Consider the following 21,622-nt stretch of genomic DNA (forward strand, 5'->3'; position numbering starts at 1 on the left):
ACAAAAAAGAAGGGATGACAGCAATGTTATCCCTTCTTTTTTATATCTTTATATGCTGCTATAAAATCAGCAGGATCGGTGTGTATGGTATAAGCGAACATCCCTTGATTTGTATGTAAGTATAAAAAGCCGCTTTCTTTTGAGACGCATTTGTAAGAGATATCAAACACGCTGTTAACGTGGAAGCAATTTTTCTCTGTTTGAATACTATCAGCGTATAAGCATATGTCTTTTGAATGCTGAATCGTCACCTTTTGTGTTCGTTTCACTTTTCTTTCAATGTATGTATAAGGAATCATCGAAATAATGCTCATAGCGCAGCTCACCTTCCCCATGGATATTTGTCTTTGAAAAATCCAACATCTTATTAACAAAACTCTATCACTTACCAAAAAATAATTCCAGAAAGAGTATTTCTGGAATTGTTTTCAAGATTGTTGCTCTTTATTTTCTTCATCTTTGCAAAAGTCGATATTACTGTTTGTCATAGAGGCAATAGCAGGAGAACCATTTCCAAACGAAAAACAAGCTCCTACCGATTTTGTATTTGCTGTGTGGCTATTTTGTACAACACAGCCTACGCTTACATTCGAATTGTCTTTTAACCCGTTAGTCACGATATTCTCAATGTTAATAATACAGCCCATTTTAACACCTCTTTCGTTTCTATTAACGTATGTCATCTCTGTGTATATGTATAGGATGTTCGCCTATTAATGATAAGTTGTTTTCTGCAAAATACAAAAAAAGAATCTTCGTGTACTCTTTAAGCAGAGAAGACACTAAAATGATGTCTTCTCCTTAAGTCAATTTAACTTTTTACGGCTTTTTCCCAGTCTGATGCAAATTTTTCAATTCCTTGCTCTGTTAACGGGTGTTTTACTAATTGTTCAATTACGGCATACGGAATGGTCGCAATATGCGCCCCAGCAAGAGCTACTCGTGTGACGTGATCTGGGTGTCTTACTGACGCTGCTATAATTTGTGAGTCAATGTGTTGAACTCGAAATAGCTCTGCAATTCGAGATACCAGATAAACCCCGTCTTCTGAAATATCGTCTAAGCGTCCTAAAAATGGCGATACGTATGTGGCACCGGCACGAGCTGCTAGAAGCGCTTGATTCACTGTGAAAATTAACGTTACGTTTGTTTTTACGCCTTTTTTAGCTAGATAACGGGTTGCTTCCAATCCAGCAATGGTCATAGGAAGTTTAATCGTTATATTTTTGTCTCCTCCGTTAATTTTGATAAGCTCTTCTGCTTGAGCAATCATGTCATCTGCTGTTACTGTGTCGGGCGTGACTTCTGCTGAAACGGATTCTACTTCCGGGACGGTTTTTAAAATTTCTTCGATGCGATCTTCAAACTTTACGCCTTCTTTAGCTACTAGCGAAGGGTTTGTAGTAACACCTGATAATACCCCAATTTTATATGCTTTTTTAATATCTTCCAGGTTAGCTGTATCAATAAAAAATTTCATCATGTATTCCTCCACTCGTTATAGTAAAAGCAGCTTTTCAGGGGCGTTTTTGCATGACTTTATGTTCAAATAGAATTGCCCTCTTCATATTGTCTTCATAAAATAAAATTTATTTCCTTTCAAATGCTGTATGTTTTTCTCCAAGTTTTCCCTCTCTTAAATTCATCGGAATAACTTTTATTTGCATGTATCATACTAATGATGTTGAAAAACCCCCCATATACTCCACTAAAAAACCTTCAGCACTTATGCTGAAGGTTGAGATTCATTCTATTCTTAATTTTTCAGTCCTCTATAGCGAGCTGTTTTTAGTTCTTGAACGTAAGGTTCAAAGTCCGGCATCTCTACAGATCTCGCCAATTCGATTGCCTTTTCAATATCGTATGGAATACGCACGAATTGAATAGAAAATGCTGAAGGGCTTTCGTCTTGATCCTTTCCTTCCAAGATAAGATAGGAAGCTTGTGGTAAATCAAGCGGGTTTCCTACACTTCCTACATTACATAGCGTTTTCCCTTTAATATGTTGAATAAATGCATTATGTACATCTCCGTAACAGATGACATCTGGCTCTCTTGATCCTTTTATATTTTCCGTATATTCCGTATTAGCAAATAGACTAAGGCGCTTTTCAAGTGAATCCCAGGGTTGAATTCGGTCATAAAGACTTCTAGGTGAAGCGTGAAACATTCTAATTAATTTTCCGCTCATCATAAACTCAACAGAAAAAGGAAGTTCCTTTAAGTATGCCTCTTGAGCTGAACTTAACTTCTTCTGATGCCATTTTAGCGCTTCAAATTCCGCAGGCTTTGTAATGAAGTCATCCCAGTTTCCCATTACTGTTACTTCGCACTTTTCTTTTATGATATCAATCGCTTTACTTGAGTCAGGTCCTTTTCCTACTAAATCACCTAGACAAATGATGCGATGGATATCTCGTTGTTGTATGTCACCTAAAACTGCTTCTAATGCAGGAAGATTTCCGTGGATATCTGAAATAACAGCAATTTTATCCATTGATTCCTCCACTCCTTTTTCATATGTATGTATTCAATTCTTTTCTTTATTATAACATTTTATAATAAGACCGTTTACTAAAACGGGTCCTCTTCATTTAACAAACAACGGTATAATTCGAATGGATATAAAAGGGAGGAATAAGAAGCGGATTTTTATGAATTGAGAAGAAATCTATCTTCCTGATTTATTAACATAAAATAAAGGAGTACTGTAATATATTTATACGAGTACTCCTTTATTGGTAGTAAGGTAGTATAGAAAGTCGTAAGATACCTCATTTATCTTGCGACTTTTGGTTTATAACTTATTGAACACCAACTGCGTCAAATGACTTGCCTACTGAAATTACTTCTTGAGATCCTGAACCGTATAGATCAGCAGCAGCTTGTACTAAACCTGCACGCGCTTGGCTAAACGTTGTAGATTGAGTGAAGTATAGCGTATTAGCACGGTAATAAATTTTTCCTAGCTTATCGCCGCCGATGCCTGTTACAGTAACGCCGTAATGCGTTCCTCCGTTAGCTAGCAAGTAAGCAGCTTTGTTGATAATACCACTGTTTGTATGAACTCCGCCGTTGTCACTAGAACCTGTATAGCGCTTTGAATAATGATCCGGATCTCCGTATTTCGCTGGGTTGCTCATTGAACGAAGGGCATCACCGCTTGTTCCAGGCGTATAAATATCTTCTCCAATTTCCCAATCTGGATTGCGGTTGTCATAGTATTCTACCAATGTTCCGAAAATATCGGAAATTGCTTCGTTTAATGCACCTGATTCATATTGATAGATTAAATTAGAACTTCTTTCTGTGACCGCATGCGTCAATTCATGTCCGATCACATCTAATCCTCCTGATAGCGGAACAAAAGTAGTTCCATCTCCATCTCCATATACCATTTGAGAGCCATTCCAAAACGCATTGTTGTAGCCGCTGCTATAATGAACAGTCGATTTTAGCGGAGCTCCTGCATTGTCATAGGAGTTGCGGTTAAACTTGTTTTTATAATAATCATATGTCACGCCTGCATAATAGTGAGCATCTACTGCAGCTGCATCGCGGGTTGCATTGTACGTATTATCGGTATCTGCCCATAGCGTACCCGGAAGAGATGTACGATTTTTTGCATCGTACGTATAGATTGTAGCGCCTCTTGTATTATCTTGTAAGTAGTACGTAGAACCAGATAACGTTGTCTTTAAGGATTTAGTATCTCCAAGCACTCCTTTCCCTGAGCCAATAGCATTTGTGCCTGTTACAGGTTTCGCTGCCGGTTTTGCCGCTTGCTTCACGTCGGCTTTTGAACCAGCTACGGAATCAATTGTATTGTACTTATCCAGTACTTTACCGCTAGTAGCATCAACAAAGTAATAATAGTTGCCTGGTTCAGGATTTAAGAAATTTAAATTTACTACATAAGCATATGTAGTGTCTGAACCATTTTGATAAATATACAGTTCAGATGAAGGAGATTTTTCATACGTCGGCTTAAATCCTAAGTCTTTTTCAGCTGCTTGAATCGCCTTTTTGCTGTCAACTTGCTTCTGTCCTTTTAATTTTTCCTTTTTATCTAAATCAGGAGCTACTGTACCTGATACAACTTTTAAGGTTCCATCTGTCGCTACGTGTGCTAATTGAGTAGATCCCCAAACAGGAATATTATTATATACTTGCTGCAAGCGTACCACGGTTGCTTGTTCCACAGGATCTTTCACCACTTCTGTTACTTTAAATGAGTTTTGAGCATTTTCATTTCCTAATTTATATTTGTCTTTATTTGTATTCATATAGTGAAATACAACGTCTTGAGCCTTCTGTGATGACGGTCCTGAAAGCTTTCCGGAAATAAACTCAGGAGATTTGATTTCTTTGTTATACTTTTCAGTTGAAAGTACATTATTTGGCGCAGCACTGCTCGTATGTGCAAAAGCAAATGATGAAGAAAGAATACCAACTGATAATAATACCTTTAAAGCCTGTTTTTTCTTTTTCATAGTTTTTTCTCCCTATCCCTAGTAAATTTAATTACCTCAATTTTTCTGTTAATTGTGATAATTAGCAACATTATAGCAACTAAAAATTACTACGTCTATATATTATTTTAATATTCCTATTATTATGAAAATTAAAAATAAACACTCTACAATAAGTCTTTTTTACCTATTTAAACTATATGAAAATCATTTACGTTGATTTTCATACAAGTAAAATAATTCTTCTAGTCAGCTGATAAAAACTAGCGGTCTAGGTAGTGTTATTCGGTCTTACTATCAGTTCTATTAAGCATTTTACAAAAATTACTTATAAGGAAAATTATAAATTTCAGACCCTTTTTGCAGCTTAAATCTACTCTTCCTCTTCATTTTTTTATTTTTTTAATCTATTAATTAAATTTTTTATATGTTTTTTATGTATGTGCACAACATTATTTTATTATAGTACTGCCCTTCTTATGAACATAAAAAAGCACGAATCTACTAAAATCTTTGCAGATTCGTGCTTTTTTTTATTTGAAACATGTACAACCAACGATAACTAATAAAACAAATAGTACAACGATTAATGCAAAACCGCCACCGTAATTACCGTAGCCGCCGTAACCGCCGTAGCCATAACCACCGCCGTAACCCCAGTTACAAAATCCCATTTCACTTCACCTCCGTAGCCTGTTTACTCTATAGCATATGTACAGGCTAGGAAAAATGCTCGCCCATTTATCGCCCTTTTATGACGATAAAAAGAGATTGAGACATAACGAAATCACTCCAATCAACCGCTAGAAGCAACCAGCTAAATTAAACCCATGTTCACCATAGCAAAAAAATCCGAACGATGAATCGTTCGGATCTTCCTTCAACTAAAATACTTTTGCCCCATCCTCTTTTAAGATAACAAATATTAACTTATTTACTTTTAGAAGCTTGTTCTTTAAAGCGAAGTATGTAATACGGAACAATACAAATAACCGCCAAAACGAGAGCCGTTAAACTGACTATGCGGGGATTATTCAGCCCAAAAGAATAGTCTCCAAAAGATGCTCCAATCGCAATAATAGCAAAAATAATATACAGAATACGAAATATGTTAATCCACTTTTTCTGTTTAATCGTAACCACTCCTTTGCTTATTTTACTCCAACATAGAATATTATAACTTTACTAAACAACTTGTTGCAAAATTTCTTCTTCCTTTAACTGATTACCTTTTATTCTAACGGTAAACAAATTTCCACATTCGTCCCTTTGTTTACTTCACTTTCAATACTAAGAGTTCCTTTATGCTGCTGGATAATATTAAAGCATATCATTAACCCTAACCCAATGCCGTCTTCTTTAATACTGTAAAATGGTTCACCTAAATGTTTGATGCGATCTTTTGAAATTCCTACACCTTCATCAATAATTTGAATATAAAGGTGATTGCTGTCTTTTTGTCTCAGCTCAACTTTAATTTCTCCTCCAGAAGGCATTGCTTCAATCGCATTTTTAAGAATATTTATAAACACCTGTTTCATTTGATTGCTTTCACAATATACAAGAGACATTTCTCCATATGAGTGAAGTTCAATAAAGATGTTTTTCATGGTTGCTTGAGGCTGCAGCAATAAAATCACTTGTTGAATTAACAGCTGCAAATCAATTGACTGAAATGTTACGGCCTGTGGTTTTGCCACTGACATGAATTCATCTGTAATCATTTCAATACGCTCAATTTCAGAGGATATAATGTTCATATAGGTTAACTCTTCTTTACTCGCTTTTTCAGTTAATAGCTGCATAAACCCTTTGATGGCCGTTAAAGGATTTCTAATTTCATGAGCAATAGCTGTAGCAAGCTGCCCGACCGCTGCTAATTTCTCAGATTTCTGCAGCAGCTCTTCTGTTTTTAAGTACTCTGTTCTGTCTCTTGAAACAATAAGAAGCACTTTTTTGTTTTCTATATTGAACAGCTTTCCACTATATTCTAGTTTTTTTATTTCGCCAGACTTAAATGTAAACTGTGATTGCAGCGTAAAAGAAAGATTTCCTTGGCGAATTTCTTCGACTGTTTTTTGAACAATGTCAGAATTTCTAGGTATAATATGGTGGCAAGGCATGGATAAAAGCTCTTCTCTGGTATATCCAAAGCGCTTACAGCCGGCTTCATTTACTTCAATAAAACGAGAAGGAAAATGATTCGTACCTATTTCAAGTAAGTAAATTGCGTCGTTTGCATATTCAAATAACGTGCGGTACTTTAACTCACTTTCCTTAAGCTTACGATGTAACAAGTCAAGCTCTTGTTTAGCTTTTTTAGCTTCAGATATATCCACACATACTCCAGACAAACCTACCAACTCATCTTTGCCATTAAAAATCGGCGAAATAGTGATGCGAAGGTCTACTAAACTTCCATCTTTACGAGCTCTTACTACTTCTACTCGATTGATTGCCTCTTTTTCAGCAACCGTCTTTTTTATATTCTCATGTACGTCCTCACTAAAAGCTCCTGCTATATCGTAATATTTTTTCCCAATGACTTCGTGGGCTTTCCAACCATATACTTTTTCGTAGGCTTCATTAACTCGCAAGATCCGCCCTTCTAAATCAGTTATGATCACCGCATCCATGTGATGATTAATAAAAGACTCCAGCTGTTCTTTCGTATATTCTAATTCTTTTTTCATTATTCTGATAAAAAAAGAATCTTCTTCATCCTTACATGAATCTGATCCAGCATAAGCAGCTTCTTCTGCTACAGCGTAAAATTTACGATAAAATTCTATCGTCGCTACGGCTATTCCCAGTCCGAGAATTCCGAACACTAAATATTCTACTTCGCTATAAAACGGCGACTGAATAGGTGTATTCCAGAAGTAATTTGTCAGTAAGACATGAACGATAAAATGAATAAAAAAACAAAGAAGAGATTGTTTTAATAAAGAAAACTGCTTTCTATATCGAATAAGAGGAAGGGAAAACAAAAAGGTAAAAATTAAAATTAAGATAGTCAGTAACCAATGACTTTCTAAATAGATACTGCACACGGCCATAGTAATACCTGCAACTGCACCGGCTCTATAACCAAAGTATAAAACGGTCAAAATAAGAGGAAGAAAACGTAAATCATATGTAATCTGTTGATACGTAACGCTATATACCATAAGAATAGCAGAAACAATACTTGCATAAATACCACTCATCCATTTGTATTTATGGGCTAGACGCTGTAACAAAAATATTCGTATCGCAATCATAATACTCACAAAAAACGAAAAAATACATAAGTTAACAAATAGTCCGCTACTAACCACTCCTTCTAATCCTCCTTTACTTGTAAATATGCGTGAAATAATTCCCTTATATAGAGAGTGTAACATGAATAAGCGCTGCTATTTATAAAATTAATAAAAAAACTAGTCTTGCCCGAGGCAAGACTAGTTTTTTTATTATCTATGCTGATCTTGATACATAGGTCCTTCTGAAATCATATTGCTTTCAGAAACGTACGTAGGATCTGAATGCACATCTTTATTTAGGCTAGCATTTACCTGCTGTTTTTTAGATAAACTTGAAAGTTTTACTTTGGCACTTCGAACAAATCCTTTTACTTTTCGTCGTTTCGCAGCATCGCTTAATATATAAGACGTAATGCCGACTCCTACAGTTGATAGGGTAATACCTGATATCAATGCTTTTTGTTTTCGTTTTCTCATAATAGCTCCTTCCTTGTACCTTTTTGAATCTTACAGTGACTTTTCCCTATTAGGTAATCTCTCAAACCAGATTATTCAGATTATTCACTTCTTTAACAAGACGCGGCAGTGTGTCCGCTCCTGCTATCCCATCTGAAAAAAGGCCATATCGATTCTGGAATTTTTTCACCGCAGCGATTAATTCATCTCCATAGAAACCGTCTGCTCCAAACTTCGGAAGAGAAAAACCTAGTGCAAGTAAGTTTTGCTGAATTTGTTTGACTCCTAACCCTCTATCACCTTTAGAATACACAAAGGGTCCTTTTGTATTATTCGTCATAGAGAGATTTGTTGTGACTTCTTTAAAAAATGAGTAGTCCATTTCATTTATATCCACGTTTGTAGAAATTCCTTTTACTCTGCCAGAATCCGTATACTGAAACATTGCCCATCGCTGCCACTGACTTAGCTCACCAGGGTGCTGCATACCGCCTTGTCTGTTGGCTGCACTATATCTTGCTACCCACAAAGGATACTTACTTATTTCGTTTGTAAAAAAAGTTTTAGCAAAATGATAGTTCGTATATACGATAGGCTTAATCCCTGTTGTTTTGTGAACATGCTCGAGCCAGCTTGCGGCAAAGCGAGAAATAAACTCTTTGGACTTTTTCTTATCTTCTTCTAGATCCAAACATGGGGGAAGGTCTAGTTTCATTTGTCCGAGCTGAGTAATAAAAAAAGCAGCTTCTTTTTCCGGACTATTTGTACAGTGAGCATAATGATAAAATCCTACTCTCAAGCCCGCATTTTTGGCACCTATATAATTTTCATAGGATCTAGGGTCTACAAAAGTTCCGCCTTCTGTTAGCTTTATATACACCCCTTTTACTGAGGTGTTTTTTATTTCTTTCCAATTAATGATTCCTTGATGATGAGAAACGTCGAGAATAATAGGATTATTTGAGTGTCGCCTTTGCATAGTTTTCACCTCTTTTGCTAGCTTCCTTATGTATACGACGAATACTTTAAAACCCCTGTTTTTCCGGATCCTGATATTCTTTTATAACAATGTGTAAAACGTTGCTCATTTGTATGGCTAAATAAGCTTCGTGTTTTTTGTCATAATAACGATACCATCCTTGCGTATGAATAATAGATTCCTCAAGCTCTTTTACATTTTCTGATTCAACCAATGTACTGATTGATTTTTCATTTCCAAAATAAAACTTCACTTCGTACGTCACTTGAATCCCTCCTTTATAAATATGTAAATACCCTAATCTTATGTACTTGAATCTAGTATAAGGACGTGTAAAATTTCTTTTAATCCGCAGTTTCTTTTATATGTTTATTTAGAACAATGTTTATTTTATTAAAAAAAGAAGCCAAGCAGCTCGGAATGCTTGGCTTCTTTTTTTATTTTGATGGATGAATCATATTCGCAGGATTTACCCATCGCTCAAATTGTTCTTCTGTCAGGAGTCCTGTTTTGACCGCTGCTTCTTTTAATGTGGTTCCTTCTTGATGAGCCAGTTTGGCGATTTTAGCCGCGTTTTCATAACCTATGTGCGGATTTAATGCTGTTACAAGCATAAGAGAATTTTCTAGATTATGCTGAATTTTTTCTTTGTTGGGTTCAATTCCTACTGCGCATTTATCGTTAAAAGCCTGCATGGAATCTGTCAGCAGTCTGACTGATTGTAAAAAATTATAAATAATAACCGGCTTAAATACATTTAATTCAAAGTTTCCTTGACTAGCCGCAATGCCAATCGTCACGTCATTCCCAAGCACTTGTGCAGAAACCATTGTTAGAGCTTCACTTTGAGTTGGATTTACTTTTCCAGGCATAATAGAACTTCCTGGTTCGTTAGCAGGAATTGTAATTTCGCCTAGTCCGCTCCGAGGACCGCTTGCCAGCCAGCGTACGTCATTGGCGATTTTCATTAAGTCAGCTGCTAAGGCTTTGAGTGCACCGTGGGCATAAACCACTTGATCATGACTTGTTAATGCATGAAATTTATTAGGTGCTGAGATAAATGTTTTTCCAAGCGTGCTGCTGATTTCTTTCGCTACTTCAGCACCGAAGTCAGGATGTGCATTTATCCCCGTCCCAACAGCTGTACCGCCAATAGCTAATTCCTTCATATACTCTACGCTTTGTTTAATCATTTCTTCGTTCTTTTCGAGCATATGATGCCATCCGCTAATTTCTTGTCCTAGTGTTAGCGGTGTAGCATCCTGCAAATGGGTTCTTCCTATTTTAATAATATCTTTAAACTGCTCTTGCTTCGCAGCGAACGTTTCTTTTAATGTTTTTAGAGCAGGCAATAATTTATCTTCGACTTCTAGTACAGCTGCAATATGAAGAGCTGTAGGGAAAGTATCGTTAGAGCTTTGTGACATATTGACATCATCATTTGGATGGAGCGTTTCGTCGCCGTTTATTAGCTGGTTTCCACGGTGGGAAATCACTTCATTTACATTCATGTTTGATTGCGTTCCGCTTCCTGTCTGCCATACCACTAAAGGAAAATGTTCATTCCATTTCCCTTCAATAATTTCGTTAGCAGCTTGTACGATGGCTTCCGATTTCCCTGCTGATAGTTTGCCTAGTTTATGATTACTAATAGCCGCACTTTTCTTTAAAACCGCAAAAGCGCGTATTACTTCAATCGGCATTTTTTCAATTCCTATCGGAAAGTTTTCTTTACTTCTTTGCGTCTGCGCTCCCCATAGTTTATCTTCTGCCACTTTGATTTCTCCAATTGAATCTCTTTCGATACGATAGCTCATAGTTAGAACTCCTTTTCAATATTTTCTTTACCTATTAGTATTGATTATATGGATGAATTTCATGACATAATAACAATTATTCACTGTTGAAAATTCCCTTTTTTCTATTTTTTAAACGGGCTTAGCGTCTTTGATTATTTAGCTCATAGTTTATTTTGATTTTATGATACACAAAAAGATCCGAAGAATACGCTCTTCAGATCTTTTTAATACGTTCAATTTTACTTATGAATCCATACAGCACCAGCTGAATTGTCTTTCGCTTCACCAATTACGTCTAATTTTAATCCGTTTTGAGGAAGCAAGCGGCCTGCATCTTTAATTCTTTCATCTAAATACGATTTTTTGTCGTTAAAGCTTGTAACGCCGTTTGATTCTTTAGATGAAATCGTTCCCCACGTTTTATGAGAATATGACCAAGCAGGTGATTTATCAAATGAGAACGCCGCGTCTGCAATTTGATATCGGCTTGAATTTGCTGTAGTGCTAATACCATTCACATTAAAGTAAAGAACTTTATGAGCATGTGAATCAACTACACCAAGGAATCCTTCACCTGGATGTTGTCCTACCCAGTTATCAAGATAGCTTTCATCTGCGTACCAAAGCAGCATGCCTGTATTATATTTTGCACCGCGCGCGAATTGAAGTGCTTTATCACTGCCTGCGTAGTTTCTCCACTCAAGGTAATAATAGTTATCTTTGTAGCTGATGCCGTTTGTCTTTTCAAATCCATCTAACGTTACTTTTGGAGCTCCTTCAGCATCGTCCGTAAATACCGTTTTTCCATCTACTACTAAACTAGCATTATCAAGGGCGAATCCTTGAAGAGCAAGTCCGCCGTCCGTTACGTATTCAAATTGAAGCTTGATTTTTTTACCTTTAAACTGCGTCAAGTCATAGCTTTTATCTTCCCATTTTCCGTTAGATGTTTCAGCAGAACCATCTGCATTATTCGCTTTATCACCAATTGTATCTAACAGAACTTTTGAACCGTCAGGAAGAATCGCATTTACATATAAGTAATCGTATTCTGCCTCTACTTCATAGAATGCTTTGTAATTGAATTTAGCTGTTTTTGCTGCTGTTAAATCAAACTCTGGCGTAGTCATCGTCGTATGCAGATCGTCTCCGCGTTTACTGTAGTAATAGTTGCTTCCAAACTCAGGCTTAATCCCTTGAACAGCTTTTTTAGGTAAATTAATCTTCACAATACCTGGTCGTTTAGATTTTGTCACACTTTGATCAACCACGCTCACAGAGCCCGATTTTGTAATGTTTTTGCTGTCGATTTGTTGAATATTTGCCCAGTTTCCACCCATATTTGCTTGGAAAAATTCTTTATTTTGCGGGGAGAAACTTGTCGGTTCTGTTCCAGCTACTTCACCAGCCCAGCTCCCTCCGCTCATAATTGACCAAACGCCTACCGGCTCACCTTGACCCGTATACTGTGTATCATACTCATCCGGCAAACCTAAATCATGGCCAAATTCATGAGCAAAAACGCCAACTGCTCCGTCTTCTGGTTCAATTGTATAATCATAAGCAGCCATGTTTGTTCCAGGAACTTTATACACTTGTCCCAAAGTAGAGCGATGAGACCAGATAGCATCGTTTCCTAGTTTACCTCCACCTGCTTCTTGCCCAGTTCCAGCATGAATGACCATTAAGTGGTCCACTATGCCGTCAGGCTCATTTCGGTTGCCGTCTCCATCGATATCATATTGATCGAACTGATCATAATCTGAAAGATTAATGCCGCTTTTTGCTGCTGCAGCAAGCGCTTCTTTTACGAGGTTACGAGGCCCTTTAGATCCAGGCGCATTATCGTTTCCTCCCGCTGGATTATCTGCTCCGTATTCTTTTGCGTTTCCTGGTACAGTTAACCAGTCAGAAACCGTTCCATCTACTGTGTAACTACCTCCAGACTGTTCTTCATAATATTGTTTAAACGTTTTAATTTTCTTACCGTTAAATAGCGTAAAATCTTTCTTTCCAAACATTAATTGCTGATAGTGATTTCGGTTAAAATCTTTTGCATACATATAACCAGGTTCTTGAACGACATTGTTGTGCTTAAAGTCTGCGTATTCGACTAAAAGAACAAGAACTTTATCTTTTCTCACTTGTCCGTTATATTTGGCCTGAGCTGCAGGTTTAACATTTACCCCGTTCCCCGAATTGTTTCCTTGAGACTTAATGTTAGCAAATTCGCCTCGTTGAAACTTTTCTTTTTGTTTTGTTTGCATTTCTTTCGCTTTCAAATCAATTTTGCTAGCTTTATGTCCCTTCATGCTCTCTTTATGTGCATCTTTTTTGTTTATGTAAGAAGTAACGGCTTTCTTCACTTCTTGCGGTGTTGCACTTTGAGAAATGACTCCTTGGTTTTTCAGTGCGTTAGCCAATCTTTCTTCCGGTACTGTATTCATATCAATTGGTGAACTCGGAAGTTCCTCCGATTGTCCGGTTTTAGCTGAAGCAGTACTTCCGTTCATAAGTACTGGCCCCACTCCGCTTAATGTAACAGTTGTGGCAAGAAAAGATGTCCCCAAAATCTTTTTCCAGCTTTTCAAGTAAACCCCTCCATTTTAGAATTTTCAAACTATTAGCAAGATTTATTTTATATTCTAAAACTAGGAAGGTCAACTACATTTTACTATATTATTAAAATTTTTTGATTCTAGTAGATAATGTAAAATAGTTTTATAGTATGTAACTAGTTTTCTTTGCCTGACAATTAAAATGTCTGATAAACCCTTCTTACATATGCAAATTCCATGCCAAATGGATAACCAAAACTAAAAATATACGAAGCGTATTTTTTAGGGAATTAGAACTATCTTTTCTGTATTACTATTATATAAAAACAAAAAATTCCCCATTATGGATACAGAAAGATAAAAAAATCACTTCTCAATAGACAAGAAGTGATAATCTCTGTATGCAAGTAAATTTAAGAATGTTCTTTTTGACGCTGCAGCAAGATATGATAGAGCGACATGCTCCAAATAGACATATTACGCGCTGCGATTTCATAAGGTTTTTCATCAATTTTAAACAAGAAATCCCCTTCATAACTCACGGATTTCCCTTGCTTTTCTAGCTCTTGTTTGACAGCTTCAATCCATTCTACTGCATTCGTATAATGTTTGTTCAAACGAACTTTAATAGTTTGATTCCTGTAATGAATAAAAGATGTAATTCCCCAAAAAATTAAGACAAGAAAAAGTACCATATACAGCAATTGCATGATAACGATCCCCTTCTTCCTTCATTTCATTATTTTCAATGAAGACTTAATTTAGATGAGTAAATATTACTATTCTCCTTTGCTATCGTCATCTCCTTTAAAAAAGTAAATTCCTTTTCCACGCAGGCGTATAAAATAAATCCATGTACGTGCTCCCTCATCTTTTTTACTAACGTTTTCTGTTAAAAAATGATAAGCTAGTAGAATGATAAATAGAAAGGGAGGGCGACGAGTTGTCAACTGAACAAGTGAAATTAGCAGCCGTTTTAGATGTTGAAACAACGGGATTAAGTGCGCAAACATGCGATATTATCGAATTAGCAATTGCTGTTGTTTCTTACGATTCTTCTACCGGAGAAATAATCGACATTGTAGAAGAATATGAAGAATTTAATATGCCTTCAACTCCCATTTTCCCGTATATTACAAACTTAACGGGAATTACAAATGAGATGGTCAAAAATAAAACATTAGACGATAAAAAAGTGGAATCGCTGTTAACTAGCGTTTCGGCTATCATCGCTCATAATGCTTCTTTCGATCGCAGTTTTCTTTTAAAACGGTATCCATCTTTATTTAACCAAAAATGGCACTGCTCTATGCGTGCTGTCAAATGGAAAGAGTACGGCTTTCCTAATAAAAAACTAACAACGCTTCTTGACCATCATGATATTGAGAGAGAGCACGCTCACAGAGCTATGGATGACGTGAAAGGAACCATTGACTTGCTAAGACAGCAAAATCCTAACGGAGAGCCCTATTTTTCTGAAGTATTAAAAAAAGCAATGAGCAAACCTAAAAAAACAGCGGCCTCCACTCGTTTTTAACTCAATAAAAAAAGCGCAGAAGCTGCGCTTTTTTTTTATTTTTATTCGCATATTTCTTAAGTGTTGAGTTATATGTTTGAGGAGTATGATTGGAAACAGCGAGGCTGTAAACGCACCGGAAGAAAAAAGAAACGTGCCTGCTTTCAAGCAAAAAAGCCGCGGAGAAACAAACTGAACAGCTGGTGTTTACACACATATACGAAATCAGCTGAATTTCTAATAATCTGGGAGATTTTAATTATACCTCTCTTACCTTTTGGTTTTGAAGGTCGTGATGCGTTTGTTCTAGTTCACTTAAATTCAATTCGTACAAATGTCTCCCGTCTTCTGCTTTAAAGTAACCCGATTCAATAATTTGATTCATTAAAAGATCTTTCTTTTGCTCAAATGCTTTTTCAGATGTCATGTTATCATCTCCTTTTTTAGGTGAATATCTTTCATAGAAAAGACGTACACCGCTTGTGGTATACGTCTTGTTGCTTTTTACACTCGTTACCTATGTTTAAAAACAACGCAATCGTTACATTTTATCGAGAAGGCTGCTTATGTCTTGCAGCCATATTGAACATTTTGGTGATGCACTACTTTTATACCCTTCATGATGTTCTTAAAACGCAATTGGAAAAAGATTTTCACAAAATTTGTTTTCCATCTACCGCCCCGCTTTCAAAATGCGGCTGTGCGGCGATTTTTTTTTGTTGCTAAACTAACCACCATTAATACAACTAAATTAATAAATAAAGAAATAACGCCGACATTTGTATCTTTAATGATTTGTGGCAACGCAGGAAACAGCGTGCCAAGCGTTGTTTCAGTAATCGTTATATACATCACGGACGCAATGCCGGCAACAATACCTGCACACGCCCCGTATTTAGTCACAATATTGTTTTTCATTAAACTAAAAATAAAAGCAGGAAACAGCTGCGTCACAATGCTGTAGCCCATTAGTAAAAGCGTTACAATCGTATTCCCTCCATGAAGTGTAAAATAGACTGAAACAAGCGCAATGACCGGTACGAAGCATTTAGCCAGCATCGAAATTTGTTTGCCCGTCGCTGAGGGAACAAGAACGCCATAAACGTTTTTAGACAGTGACGTAGAAGCTGCCATCAAAAGCATCGATCCAGGCACAAGTGCTGTTAATAAACCAGCTGCGCCAATAAAGCCGACAATCCACGGGTCAAATGTTTGAATGGAAAGACGAAGCAGTGACAAGTCCGCTTCTGCGCCTTGTAGTCCGGGTACCTGCATAAGAGCAGTAAACCCTACAAAAAAGACAAAAAGCAGCATTAACGTATAAATAGGACTTATAATAGAATTCTTTCGAAATACATTTTCGTTTTCAGCTGAATACGTTGCATTAAACGTATGCGGCCACATGTAAAATCCTAATACGGTCAGCATGACTGTAGAAATAAACCACGAAATACTTAGCCCTGTCTTGGGAAGAGTAAGAAACGCTGGATTTGCTTGATGCACAGCCTCAAACATTGGCTGTAAGCCTCCGTAGTAATGAAACGGCATGTATATTCCTAAAAATAATACGACAATAAAAATCATTATATCTTTGACAATAGCCGTCCACGCAGAACCGTGTATGCCTGATATCATTAAGTAAACCGTTAATGATATGGCTCCAATCCAAATGGCTGCAGTTGAAGAAATAGAGCCATAAGAAGCTTCAGATACAATAATACCTAGGCCTTTGAATTGTAAAATAATATAAGGAACAATTGCCAGCACCCCTGCGCATGAAACAACGATGCCAAGAAACGGGCTTTTGTATTTTGAAACAAAAAAATCCGGCTGAGACATAAGCTTATGCTGCTTCGCATACCGCCATATTTGCGGGCCGATCCAATACCCTAACACGTACGCTAAAGAAATATAGGCTAAAATATAAAACGCCGGCCCTCCTTTTCCATATGCCCAAGCGCTTCCACCTAGAAACGTAAAAGTAGTATAGATTTCACCCGCCATCAAAAAGAAGACAAAAATAGTTCCAAAACCTCTGCCGCCTACACTCCACTGTTCTAAATCCATTTTTTTGCCCCGCGTAGCTCGAATTCCAAGATAAATAGCTAAAAGTAAAAAACCAAAAATAATAATCAGAGCGGTATTCATTATTTATCTCCTCCTTTAACAGCAGGATCGAGCTTGTACACAATACCCATAATAAAAGACGTAAGGATTACCCACATAACAATCCAAAAGAGAAAAAAAGGCATACCTAAAATAAACGGCGTCACTTTGTTAACAAAAGGCAATAAACCTAATATTCCTACAAACGGAAGCAGGCAAAGAAGATAAATGATTTTCATAGAACTCCTCCTTAATCACACGACTTATCAGTGCTTACCTAAAACTTTAACTATCTCATTATGTACTTCTCTTGTTCTGCTCCTTACACCTCCATTCTTGAGCTAAACGAGACGTTTGGCATAGAAAACCGCCGTTCGTTTGCTTCTTAGTATCTTCCATTTCTCTCCATGTGAAAAGGAGTTTGTAAGGCATGCTTACAAGATTTTGAATGCAGCAGAATATCATTTTGTATTTTCATATACAGAATATAGACAAACAAAAAAACGGAACTGAAAGTAAAGGTCTCAAACAGTTCCGTTTCGATCTAGCATTTCTATACTTTATTCTTCTTCTTTTTTCTTTACACCAAGCGAAGAGAGAGCTTGTTTTAAATGCCCAAACGTTTCAATTTTGTTAAAACTAATTCCTACATTAACAGCCGTCTGAGCCATGTCAGGACTCACTCCTGACATAATCGCATGGATGCCTAGCAGCTGCAAAATGTTAATTAAGTCAAAAAATTTGTGAGCGACATACGTATCTACATAATTTACACCCGATAAGTCAATGACTAGATGCCTTATATGTTTTTCTGCACATCTTTTTGGCACAACCTCGATAATAGAATCACCTTTGATTTCATCAATAAGCCCTACCAAAGGCAAGACCGCGATGTGATCTACAATTGGAATAACAGGAAAACTCGTTTCGTCGATTAGCTCTTGCTGAAGACTTATTTTTTGCCTTGTGATTTTATAATACTGTTCGGAGAATTCATTAATGAGTTTATCAAATGTTGTATGATAAACTTCACTCCAAGACAGTATATCTTCTTTTGTAATAGATGAACGTATCAGGCTGTATGTTTTGACATACGTCCAAATAATTTTTCTTGTTTTGCTTAGCGCTTCTACTACTTCGTAAATTGGCGTATCAAATTTAATTCTGCTGTTTACTACTTCCGTCGTCCATTTCATCATACGTTGTTTGAAAATCTCTTGATTATCAAGAAAGCCGCTCGCAATTGTTTCGATTGTATAAAGATGCTGTTCGCGCAACTTTTTCTCAACTGAAGCATCTGCGTCCTTTGAGTAAATCGATCCTTTAATATTACTTCTTTGGCGCAGCCATTCTTCACTGATAGAGGCTGAATTCTCTAAAATATATTCAAAAAGATGTTGATTTTGTTCACTCACTACTTTTTAACCTCCGTTCACTTTCTCCTTCTGTCCAGTTGCTTACAAAACCCACCTTATGATAAATTCGTGCTTCATATTTTTTCTTTGTCCATCTCTATCATACACGATAACCGCTCTGCATACTTATAGAGAATTAGATATAAACAAGCAGGTATTTGATTATCTACATAGATAAACTGCCGTGTATGATGCAACTATCATTTATTCTTACATGAAAGGATGTTAATTGTATTGAAAAAATCAATTATTTTGCTAGGGATTCTTGCTACAAGTATTGGATTATCTGCTTGCTCAAACAATACAGCAACTTCTTCTGCTACAAACTCTTCTGCACATTCAGGTCATGAACATCATAAAGCTGCAGTTGCTGATATTCGCGAAGAGACTCCAGGAGTAGATGTGTTACCACAGTTTTTGAAGAACCAGCCTAAAGACATGAAACTAGTTTATTTATCCGTTGCTAAAAATCGTGAACTACTTGAAAAAATCCCTTGCTACTGCGGGTGTGGCATGGAAGCGAATCACAAAAACAGCTATGACTGCTTTATTTTTAAAAACAAAAGAAATGGAGCAGTTGTCTGGGATGATCATGGAACAAAATGCGGATTGTGTATAGAAATTGCAGCTAAAGCTATGCTCGACTATAACCGAGGCAAATCAATAAAAGATATTCGCAAAGACATCGATGAAAAATATAAAGAAGGCTATGCACAACCCACTCCTACTCCTTCCTTGTAGCACATTAGCATTTTTTAAGTAAACATTCGTGACAGGTATATGTAAAAGTAGAAAACATCAAAAAACACTCAAATAGCTATTTGAGTGTTTTTTATATATTATTCTTTCACAAACTCTTTTGTACTTCTTACTGTATCAATTGGACGCACGAGGTTCTCAATTTCTGCACGTTTTGGCTCTAGAAATGGAGGCAGTGATAATTTTTCTCCGAGCGTTTCGTAAGGTTCATCTCCCATAAATCCTGGTCCATCTGTCGCAAATTCAAATAAAATTTGCGGAGCCACTCTTGCGTACAACGATTCAAAGAAGTGACGATTCACATAACCAGACATATGGAAACCAAAGCTTGACATTCGGTTAATCCATTCTTCAAGAGCCTGTCGATTTTCTACGCGAAAAGCAACGTGATGAACCGTTCCAAAACCTTGCTGAGCCTGCGGAAGTTTTTCATTGTGTTCGACTACTACTTGCGCACCGTTTCCTCCTTCTCCTACTTCAAATAGGTGCAGATCTCCTTCTTGAGCAATCTCTTTAAATAAAAGGACTTTTTCCATCATTTCTTTAAAGTATTTAAACTCGGCAATACGAATAAAGATAGGACCAAGTCCCGTAATAGCGTATTGAAGAGGTACAGGGCCTTTTTGCCAAGGAGTGCCTGATTCAACTCCTTGATTTCCTTCATCGGAAATTAACTGATACTGCTGATCATCAAAATCAACAAACGATAGCGTCTTTTTCCCAAATAGCTCTTGAATCCCCGTATGCTTTACTTCTAAGCGATCAAAGCGCTTTACCCAATAGTCTAAAGCCTCATCATTCGGAACGCGGAAAGATGTTTTTGAAATTTCATTTGTTCCGTGAAAACCTTTTGGGATGCCTGGAAAATCAAAAAAAGTCATGTCCGTTCCGGCGCTGCCTTTATCATCTGCAAAAAACAAATGATACGTTTGAATATCATCTTGATTGACCGTTTTTTTAACTAAACGCATACCTAACACATATGTGAAAAATTCATAATTCTTTTCTGCGCTGCTCGTAATAGCCGTCACGTGGTGTATTCCTTTTAAGTGGTTCATTCTACATTCCTCCGGATAAATCGTCTAGTTTATCATTCGTTATTTATCTTTAATTTAAATATCTTTAATTAAAGATAATATACCATGATTAATTTTCCTTTGTCAATAAAGTATGGATGATCGTGGGAGAAAATTAAATTGATAACTACAGGCAGCTAACTTTTTTAATCTTTTTACATAAAAGGAATAGTAAGAAAAAATTCATCACATATACTATATAAATTTATATAAAAGGCAGGGATATGATGAAAGCACAGCGCATGGTAGATGACCAAAAAGGAACATACAACAAGGAAGTTCAAAAGCACTTTAAGCTAAAAACAAGTGGAAAAACTTATATGCAATCCTCGATGCAATCACCTCCATCACCCCTAATTTATAAGAAAAATCTTAAATGTAAACATCAAAATAAAGCTCTACGCACGTATGATAAAAGAGACGGTCTACTAAACGGCACACAAGAAAAACACACAAAATCAGAAAAAACTAGACTGCCTAAATATGAAAAATTTCTATTAAGCAAGCAACTTTCACAATCCGCAGCTCTTTACTCTCCTGCTGGGTTAGAAGAGCTGATACAAATGGCTAGTAGAGAGGAGTGAACGATTTGTGTTTGATGAAAAAGTAATCATTGATACAAACATTTGGGCTTCACATGCTCTTAACTATCCGGAAGTTGTCGAGTATATTAATGAACTTATTTCAAATAATACGGAATTTTTAATGCCTACCATTGTGGAAATGGAACTGCTCTCGCATTGGGAAGTAGAAACAAATCCTCAAGTCAAAGCAGTAAAAAACCATTATATTTACGATATGACAGATAAGATTGTAGACATTACAAGTGAAATTGCACAACTAGCAGCTCAAATTCGCAGAAAAGCTAAAATAGAATCAAATAAAAAAATTAAAGGCCCAGATGCGATGATTGCTGCATCTGCTTTTATACATAACGCAAAGCTGATTTCCAACAATAATAAAGACTTTGCTTGGATCACCTTTAATTTCAGCTACCAAGGTCAACAATTATCTTATGTAAATCCTATTAAAGACACGATTGCTTACGCTTCCTTTATTAAAAGCTTCGAACTGCCTACTTTGCCTCATACAGCAGATACCTTACAGAAAAATAAAAAAGACAACTAAGTTCTTTTTATTATTAAAATACTCCTTATCTCCCGTCGAATTTTCAAAGGGAAAATTTGATGGGTACATACTCCAATTCTTTCTATAATGAATACAGTAAAAAGCATAAAAAC

Annotated in this window: 23 protein-coding genes; 4 read left to right on the forward strand and 19 right to left on the reverse strand. The window is 36.5% G+C overall.

The genetic code is table 11. The features are described 5' to 3' along the window. Positions 1-26: 26 nt before the first annotated feature. From ACO1DI_RS13825 to ACO1DI_RS13890, 14 genes are all read right to left on the reverse strand, one after another. On the reverse strand, positions 27-314 hold the full coding sequence (locus ACO1DI_RS13825; protein WP_099330992.1) for a 3-isopropylmalate dehydratase: 288 nt from the start codon (positions 312-314) through the stop codon (positions 27-29). 114 nt (positions 315-428) lie between these two features. Continuing rightward, positions 429-647, reverse strand: a complete 219-nt coding sequence (locus ACO1DI_RS13830; RefSeq protein ID WP_028413367.1) for a spore germination protein — start codon at positions 645-647, stop codon at positions 429-431. Positions 648-811: 164 nt separating this feature from the next. Continuing rightward, complete coding sequence (gene fsa, locus ACO1DI_RS13835; RefSeq protein ID WP_115653875.1) at positions 812-1,480, reverse strand: fructose-6-phosphate aldolase; 669 nt, start codon at positions 1,478-1,480, stop codon at positions 812-814. 276 nt (positions 1,481-1,756) lie between these two features. After that, on the reverse strand, positions 1,757-2,497 hold the full coding sequence (locus ACO1DI_RS13840) for a metallophosphoesterase family protein (protein WP_115653874.1): 741 nt from the start codon (positions 2,495-2,497) through the stop codon (positions 1,757-1,759). A gap of 307 nt (positions 2,498-2,804) precedes the next feature. Continuing rightward, on the reverse strand, positions 2,805-4,493 hold the full coding sequence (locus tag ACO1DI_RS13845) for a M4 family metallopeptidase (RefSeq protein ID WP_115653873.1): 1,689 nt from the start codon (positions 4,491-4,493) through the stop codon (positions 2,805-2,807). A gap of 512 nt (positions 4,494-5,005) precedes the next feature. Continuing rightward, positions 5,006-5,146: a YjcZ family sporulation protein gene (locus tag ACO1DI_RS13850; protein ID WP_013057023.1), complete on the reverse strand. Its 141-nt coding sequence runs from the start codon at positions 5,144-5,146 to the stop codon at positions 5,006-5,008. 256 nt (positions 5,147-5,402) lie between these two features. After that, complete coding sequence (locus ACO1DI_RS13855) at positions 5,403-5,615, reverse strand: hypothetical protein (protein ID WP_013083131.1); 213 nt, start codon at positions 5,613-5,615, stop codon at positions 5,403-5,405. An 89-nt stretch (positions 5,616-5,704) separates the two neighbouring features. Further along, positions 5,705-7,792 (reverse strand): PAS domain S-box protein, encoded by a 2,088-nt coding sequence (locus ACO1DI_RS13860; RefSeq protein ID WP_140450849.1) that lies wholly within the window; start codon positions 7,790-7,792, stop codon positions 5,705-5,707. Positions 7,793-7,927: 135 nt separating this feature from the next. Continuing rightward, positions 7,928-8,194: a hypothetical protein gene (locus ACO1DI_RS13865; RefSeq protein WP_140450848.1), complete on the reverse strand. Its 267-nt coding sequence runs from the start codon at positions 8,192-8,194 to the stop codon at positions 7,928-7,930. Positions 8,195-8,255: 61 nt separating this feature from the next. Then, positions 8,256-9,152 carry a GH25 family lysozyme gene (locus tag ACO1DI_RS13870; RefSeq protein WP_243549333.1) on the reverse strand — a complete coding sequence of 299 codons (897 nt, stop codon included), beginning with the start codon at positions 9,150-9,152 and terminating at the stop codon, positions 8,256-8,258. Between the two features lie 46 nt (positions 9,153-9,198). Beyond that, entirely contained in the window at positions 9,199-9,417 is a 219-nt protein-coding gene (locus tag ACO1DI_RS13875; RefSeq protein ID WP_108674720.1) for a hypothetical protein, read from the reverse strand. 172 nt (positions 9,418-9,589) lie between these two features. Next, positions 9,590-10,969: a class II fumarate hydratase gene (gene fumC / locus ACO1DI_RS13880; protein WP_423145383.1), complete on the reverse strand. Its 1,380-nt coding sequence runs from the start codon at positions 10,967-10,969 to the stop codon at positions 9,590-9,592. A 221-nt stretch (positions 10,970-11,190) separates the two neighbouring features. Beyond that, complete coding sequence (locus tag ACO1DI_RS13885; RefSeq protein WP_423145384.1) at positions 11,191-13,542, reverse strand: immune inhibitor A domain-containing protein; 2,352 nt, start codon at positions 13,540-13,542, stop codon at positions 11,191-11,193. Between the two features lie 380 nt (positions 13,543-13,922). Beyond that, complete coding sequence (locus tag ACO1DI_RS13890; RefSeq protein WP_013057017.1) at positions 13,923-14,219, reverse strand: hypothetical protein; 297 nt, start codon at positions 14,217-14,219, stop codon at positions 13,923-13,925. 233 nt (positions 14,220-14,452) lie between these two features. On the opposite strand from ACO1DI_RS13890, the gene ACO1DI_RS13895 reads away from it, so the two are divergent. Next, entirely contained in the window at positions 14,453-15,046 is a 594-nt protein-coding gene (locus ACO1DI_RS13895; protein ID WP_014460139.1) for an exonuclease domain-containing protein, read from the forward strand. Between the two features lie 238 nt (positions 15,047-15,284). Here the strand turns inward: ACO1DI_RS13895 and ACO1DI_RS13900 are convergent, their stop codons facing one another. From ACO1DI_RS13900 to ACO1DI_RS13915, 4 genes are all read right to left on the reverse strand, one after another. Further along, positions 15,285-15,452 (reverse strand): Fur-regulated basic protein FbpA, encoded by a 168-nt coding sequence (locus ACO1DI_RS13900; RefSeq protein ID WP_014460141.1) that lies wholly within the window; start codon positions 15,450-15,452, stop codon positions 15,285-15,287. Positions 15,453-15,712: 260 nt separating this feature from the next. Then, positions 15,713-17,173 (reverse strand): sodium:solute symporter family protein, encoded by a 1,461-nt coding sequence (locus ACO1DI_RS13905; RefSeq protein WP_423145385.1) that lies wholly within the window; start codon positions 17,171-17,173, stop codon positions 15,713-15,715. Then, a complete protein-coding gene (locus ACO1DI_RS13910; RefSeq protein WP_013083119.1) occupies positions 17,173-17,370 on the reverse strand; it encodes a DUF3311 domain-containing protein in 198 nt (65 codons plus the stop codon). The genes ACO1DI_RS13905 and ACO1DI_RS13910 overlap by 1 nt, the downstream gene beginning before the upstream one ends. Positions 17,371-17,691: 321 nt before the next feature. Further along, the gene (locus tag ACO1DI_RS13915) at positions 17,692-18,546 is read right to left on the reverse strand and encodes an STAS domain-containing protein (RefSeq protein WP_423145386.1); all 855 of its coding nucleotides are present in this window, start codon (positions 18,544-18,546) and stop codon (positions 17,692-17,694) included. Between the two features lie 234 nt (positions 18,547-18,780). On the opposite strand from ACO1DI_RS13915, the gene ACO1DI_RS13920 reads away from it, so the two are divergent. Continuing rightward, positions 18,781-19,287, forward strand: a complete 507-nt coding sequence (locus ACO1DI_RS13920; RefSeq protein WP_116741344.1) for a PCYCGC motif-containing (lipo)protein — start codon at positions 18,781-18,783, stop codon at positions 19,285-19,287. A 98-nt stretch (positions 19,288-19,385) separates the two neighbouring features. Here ACO1DI_RS13920 and ACO1DI_RS13925 read toward each other — a convergent pair whose 3' ends face one another. Beyond that, entirely contained in the window at positions 19,386-20,363 is a 978-nt protein-coding gene (locus ACO1DI_RS13925) for a ring-cleaving dioxygenase (protein ID WP_371905613.1), read from the reverse strand. 245 nt (positions 20,364-20,608) lie between these two features. Between ACO1DI_RS13925 and ACO1DI_RS13930 the strand changes: the two genes are divergently transcribed. After that, a complete protein-coding gene (locus ACO1DI_RS13930; RefSeq protein WP_423145387.1) occupies positions 20,609-20,965 on the forward strand; it encodes a hypothetical protein in 357 nt (118 codons plus the stop codon). A gap of 7 nt (positions 20,966-20,972) precedes the next feature. Further along, positions 20,973-21,509, forward strand: coding sequence for a PIN domain-containing protein (locus ACO1DI_RS13935; protein WP_014460149.1), 537 nt, complete (start codon positions 20,973-20,975; stop codon positions 21,507-21,509). Positions 21,510-21,622 lie beyond the last annotated feature (113 nt).

Origin of the sequence: Priestia sp. 40, from assembly GCF_049368575.1 — a bacterium.
In the GTDB taxonomy this organism is placed as follows: Bacteria; Bacillota; Bacilli; order Bacillales; family Bacillaceae_H; genus Priestia; species Priestia zanthoxyli.

What these genes read in the sequence shown, in the direction of transcription:
- ACO1DI_RS13825 (WP_099330992.1), bottom strand. Translation starts at nt 314, where the DNA reads ATGAGCATTATTTCGATGATTCCTTATACATACATTGAAAGAAAAGTG.
- ACO1DI_RS13830 (WP_028413367.1), bottom strand. Translation starts at nt 647, where the DNA reads ATGGGCTGTATTATTAACATTGAGAATATCGTGACTAACGGGTTAAAA.
- fsa (WP_115653875.1), bottom strand. Translation starts at nt 1,480, where the DNA reads ATGAAATTTTTTATTGATACAGCTAACCTGGAAGATATTAAAAAAGCA.
- ACO1DI_RS13840 (WP_115653874.1), bottom strand. Translation starts at nt 2,497, where the DNA reads ATGGATAAAATTGCTGTTATTTCAGATATCCACGGAAATCTTCCTGCA.
- ACO1DI_RS13845 (WP_115653873.1), bottom strand. Translation starts at nt 4,493, where the DNA reads ATGAAAAAGAAAAAACAGGCTTTAAAGGTATTATTATCAGTTGGTATT.
- ACO1DI_RS13850 (WP_013057023.1), bottom strand. Translation starts at nt 5,146, where the DNA reads ATGGGATTTTGTAACTGGGGTTACGGCGGTGGTTATGGCTACGGCGGT.
- ACO1DI_RS13865 (WP_140450848.1), bottom strand. Translation starts at nt 8,194, where the DNA reads ATGAGAAAACGAAAACAAAAAGCATTGATATCAGGTATTACCCTATCA.
- ACO1DI_RS13870 (WP_243549333.1), bottom strand. Translation starts at nt 9,152, where the DNA reads ATGCAAAGGCGACACTCAAATAATCCTATTATTCTCGACGTTTCTCAT.
- fumC (WP_423145383.1), bottom strand. Translation starts at nt 10,969, where the DNA reads ATGAGCTATCGTATCGAAAGAGATTCAATTGGAGAAATCAAAGTGGCA.
- ACO1DI_RS13890 (WP_013057017.1), bottom strand. Translation starts at nt 14,219, where the DNA reads ATGCAATTGCTGTATATGGTACTTTTTCTTGTCTTAATTTTTTGGGGA.
- ACO1DI_RS13900 (WP_014460141.1), bottom strand. Translation starts at nt 15,452, where the DNA reads ATGACATCTGAAAAAGCATTTGAGCAAAAGAAAGATCTTTTAATGAAT.
- ACO1DI_RS13905 (WP_423145385.1), bottom strand. Translation starts at nt 17,173, where the DNA reads ATGAATACCGCTCTGATTATTATTTTTGGTTTTTTACTTTTAGCTATT.
- ACO1DI_RS13910 (WP_013083119.1), bottom strand. Translation starts at nt 17,370, where the DNA reads ATGAAAATCATTTATCTTCTTTGCCTGCTTCCGTTTGTAGGAATATTA.
- ACO1DI_RS13925 (WP_371905613.1), bottom strand. Translation starts at nt 20,363, where the DNA reads ATGAACCACTTAAAAGGAATACACCACGTGACGGCTATTACGAGCAGC.
- ACO1DI_RS13930 (WP_423145387.1), top strand. Translation starts at nt 20,609, where the DNA reads ATGAAAGCACAGCGCATGGTAGATGACCAAAAAGGAACATACAACAAG.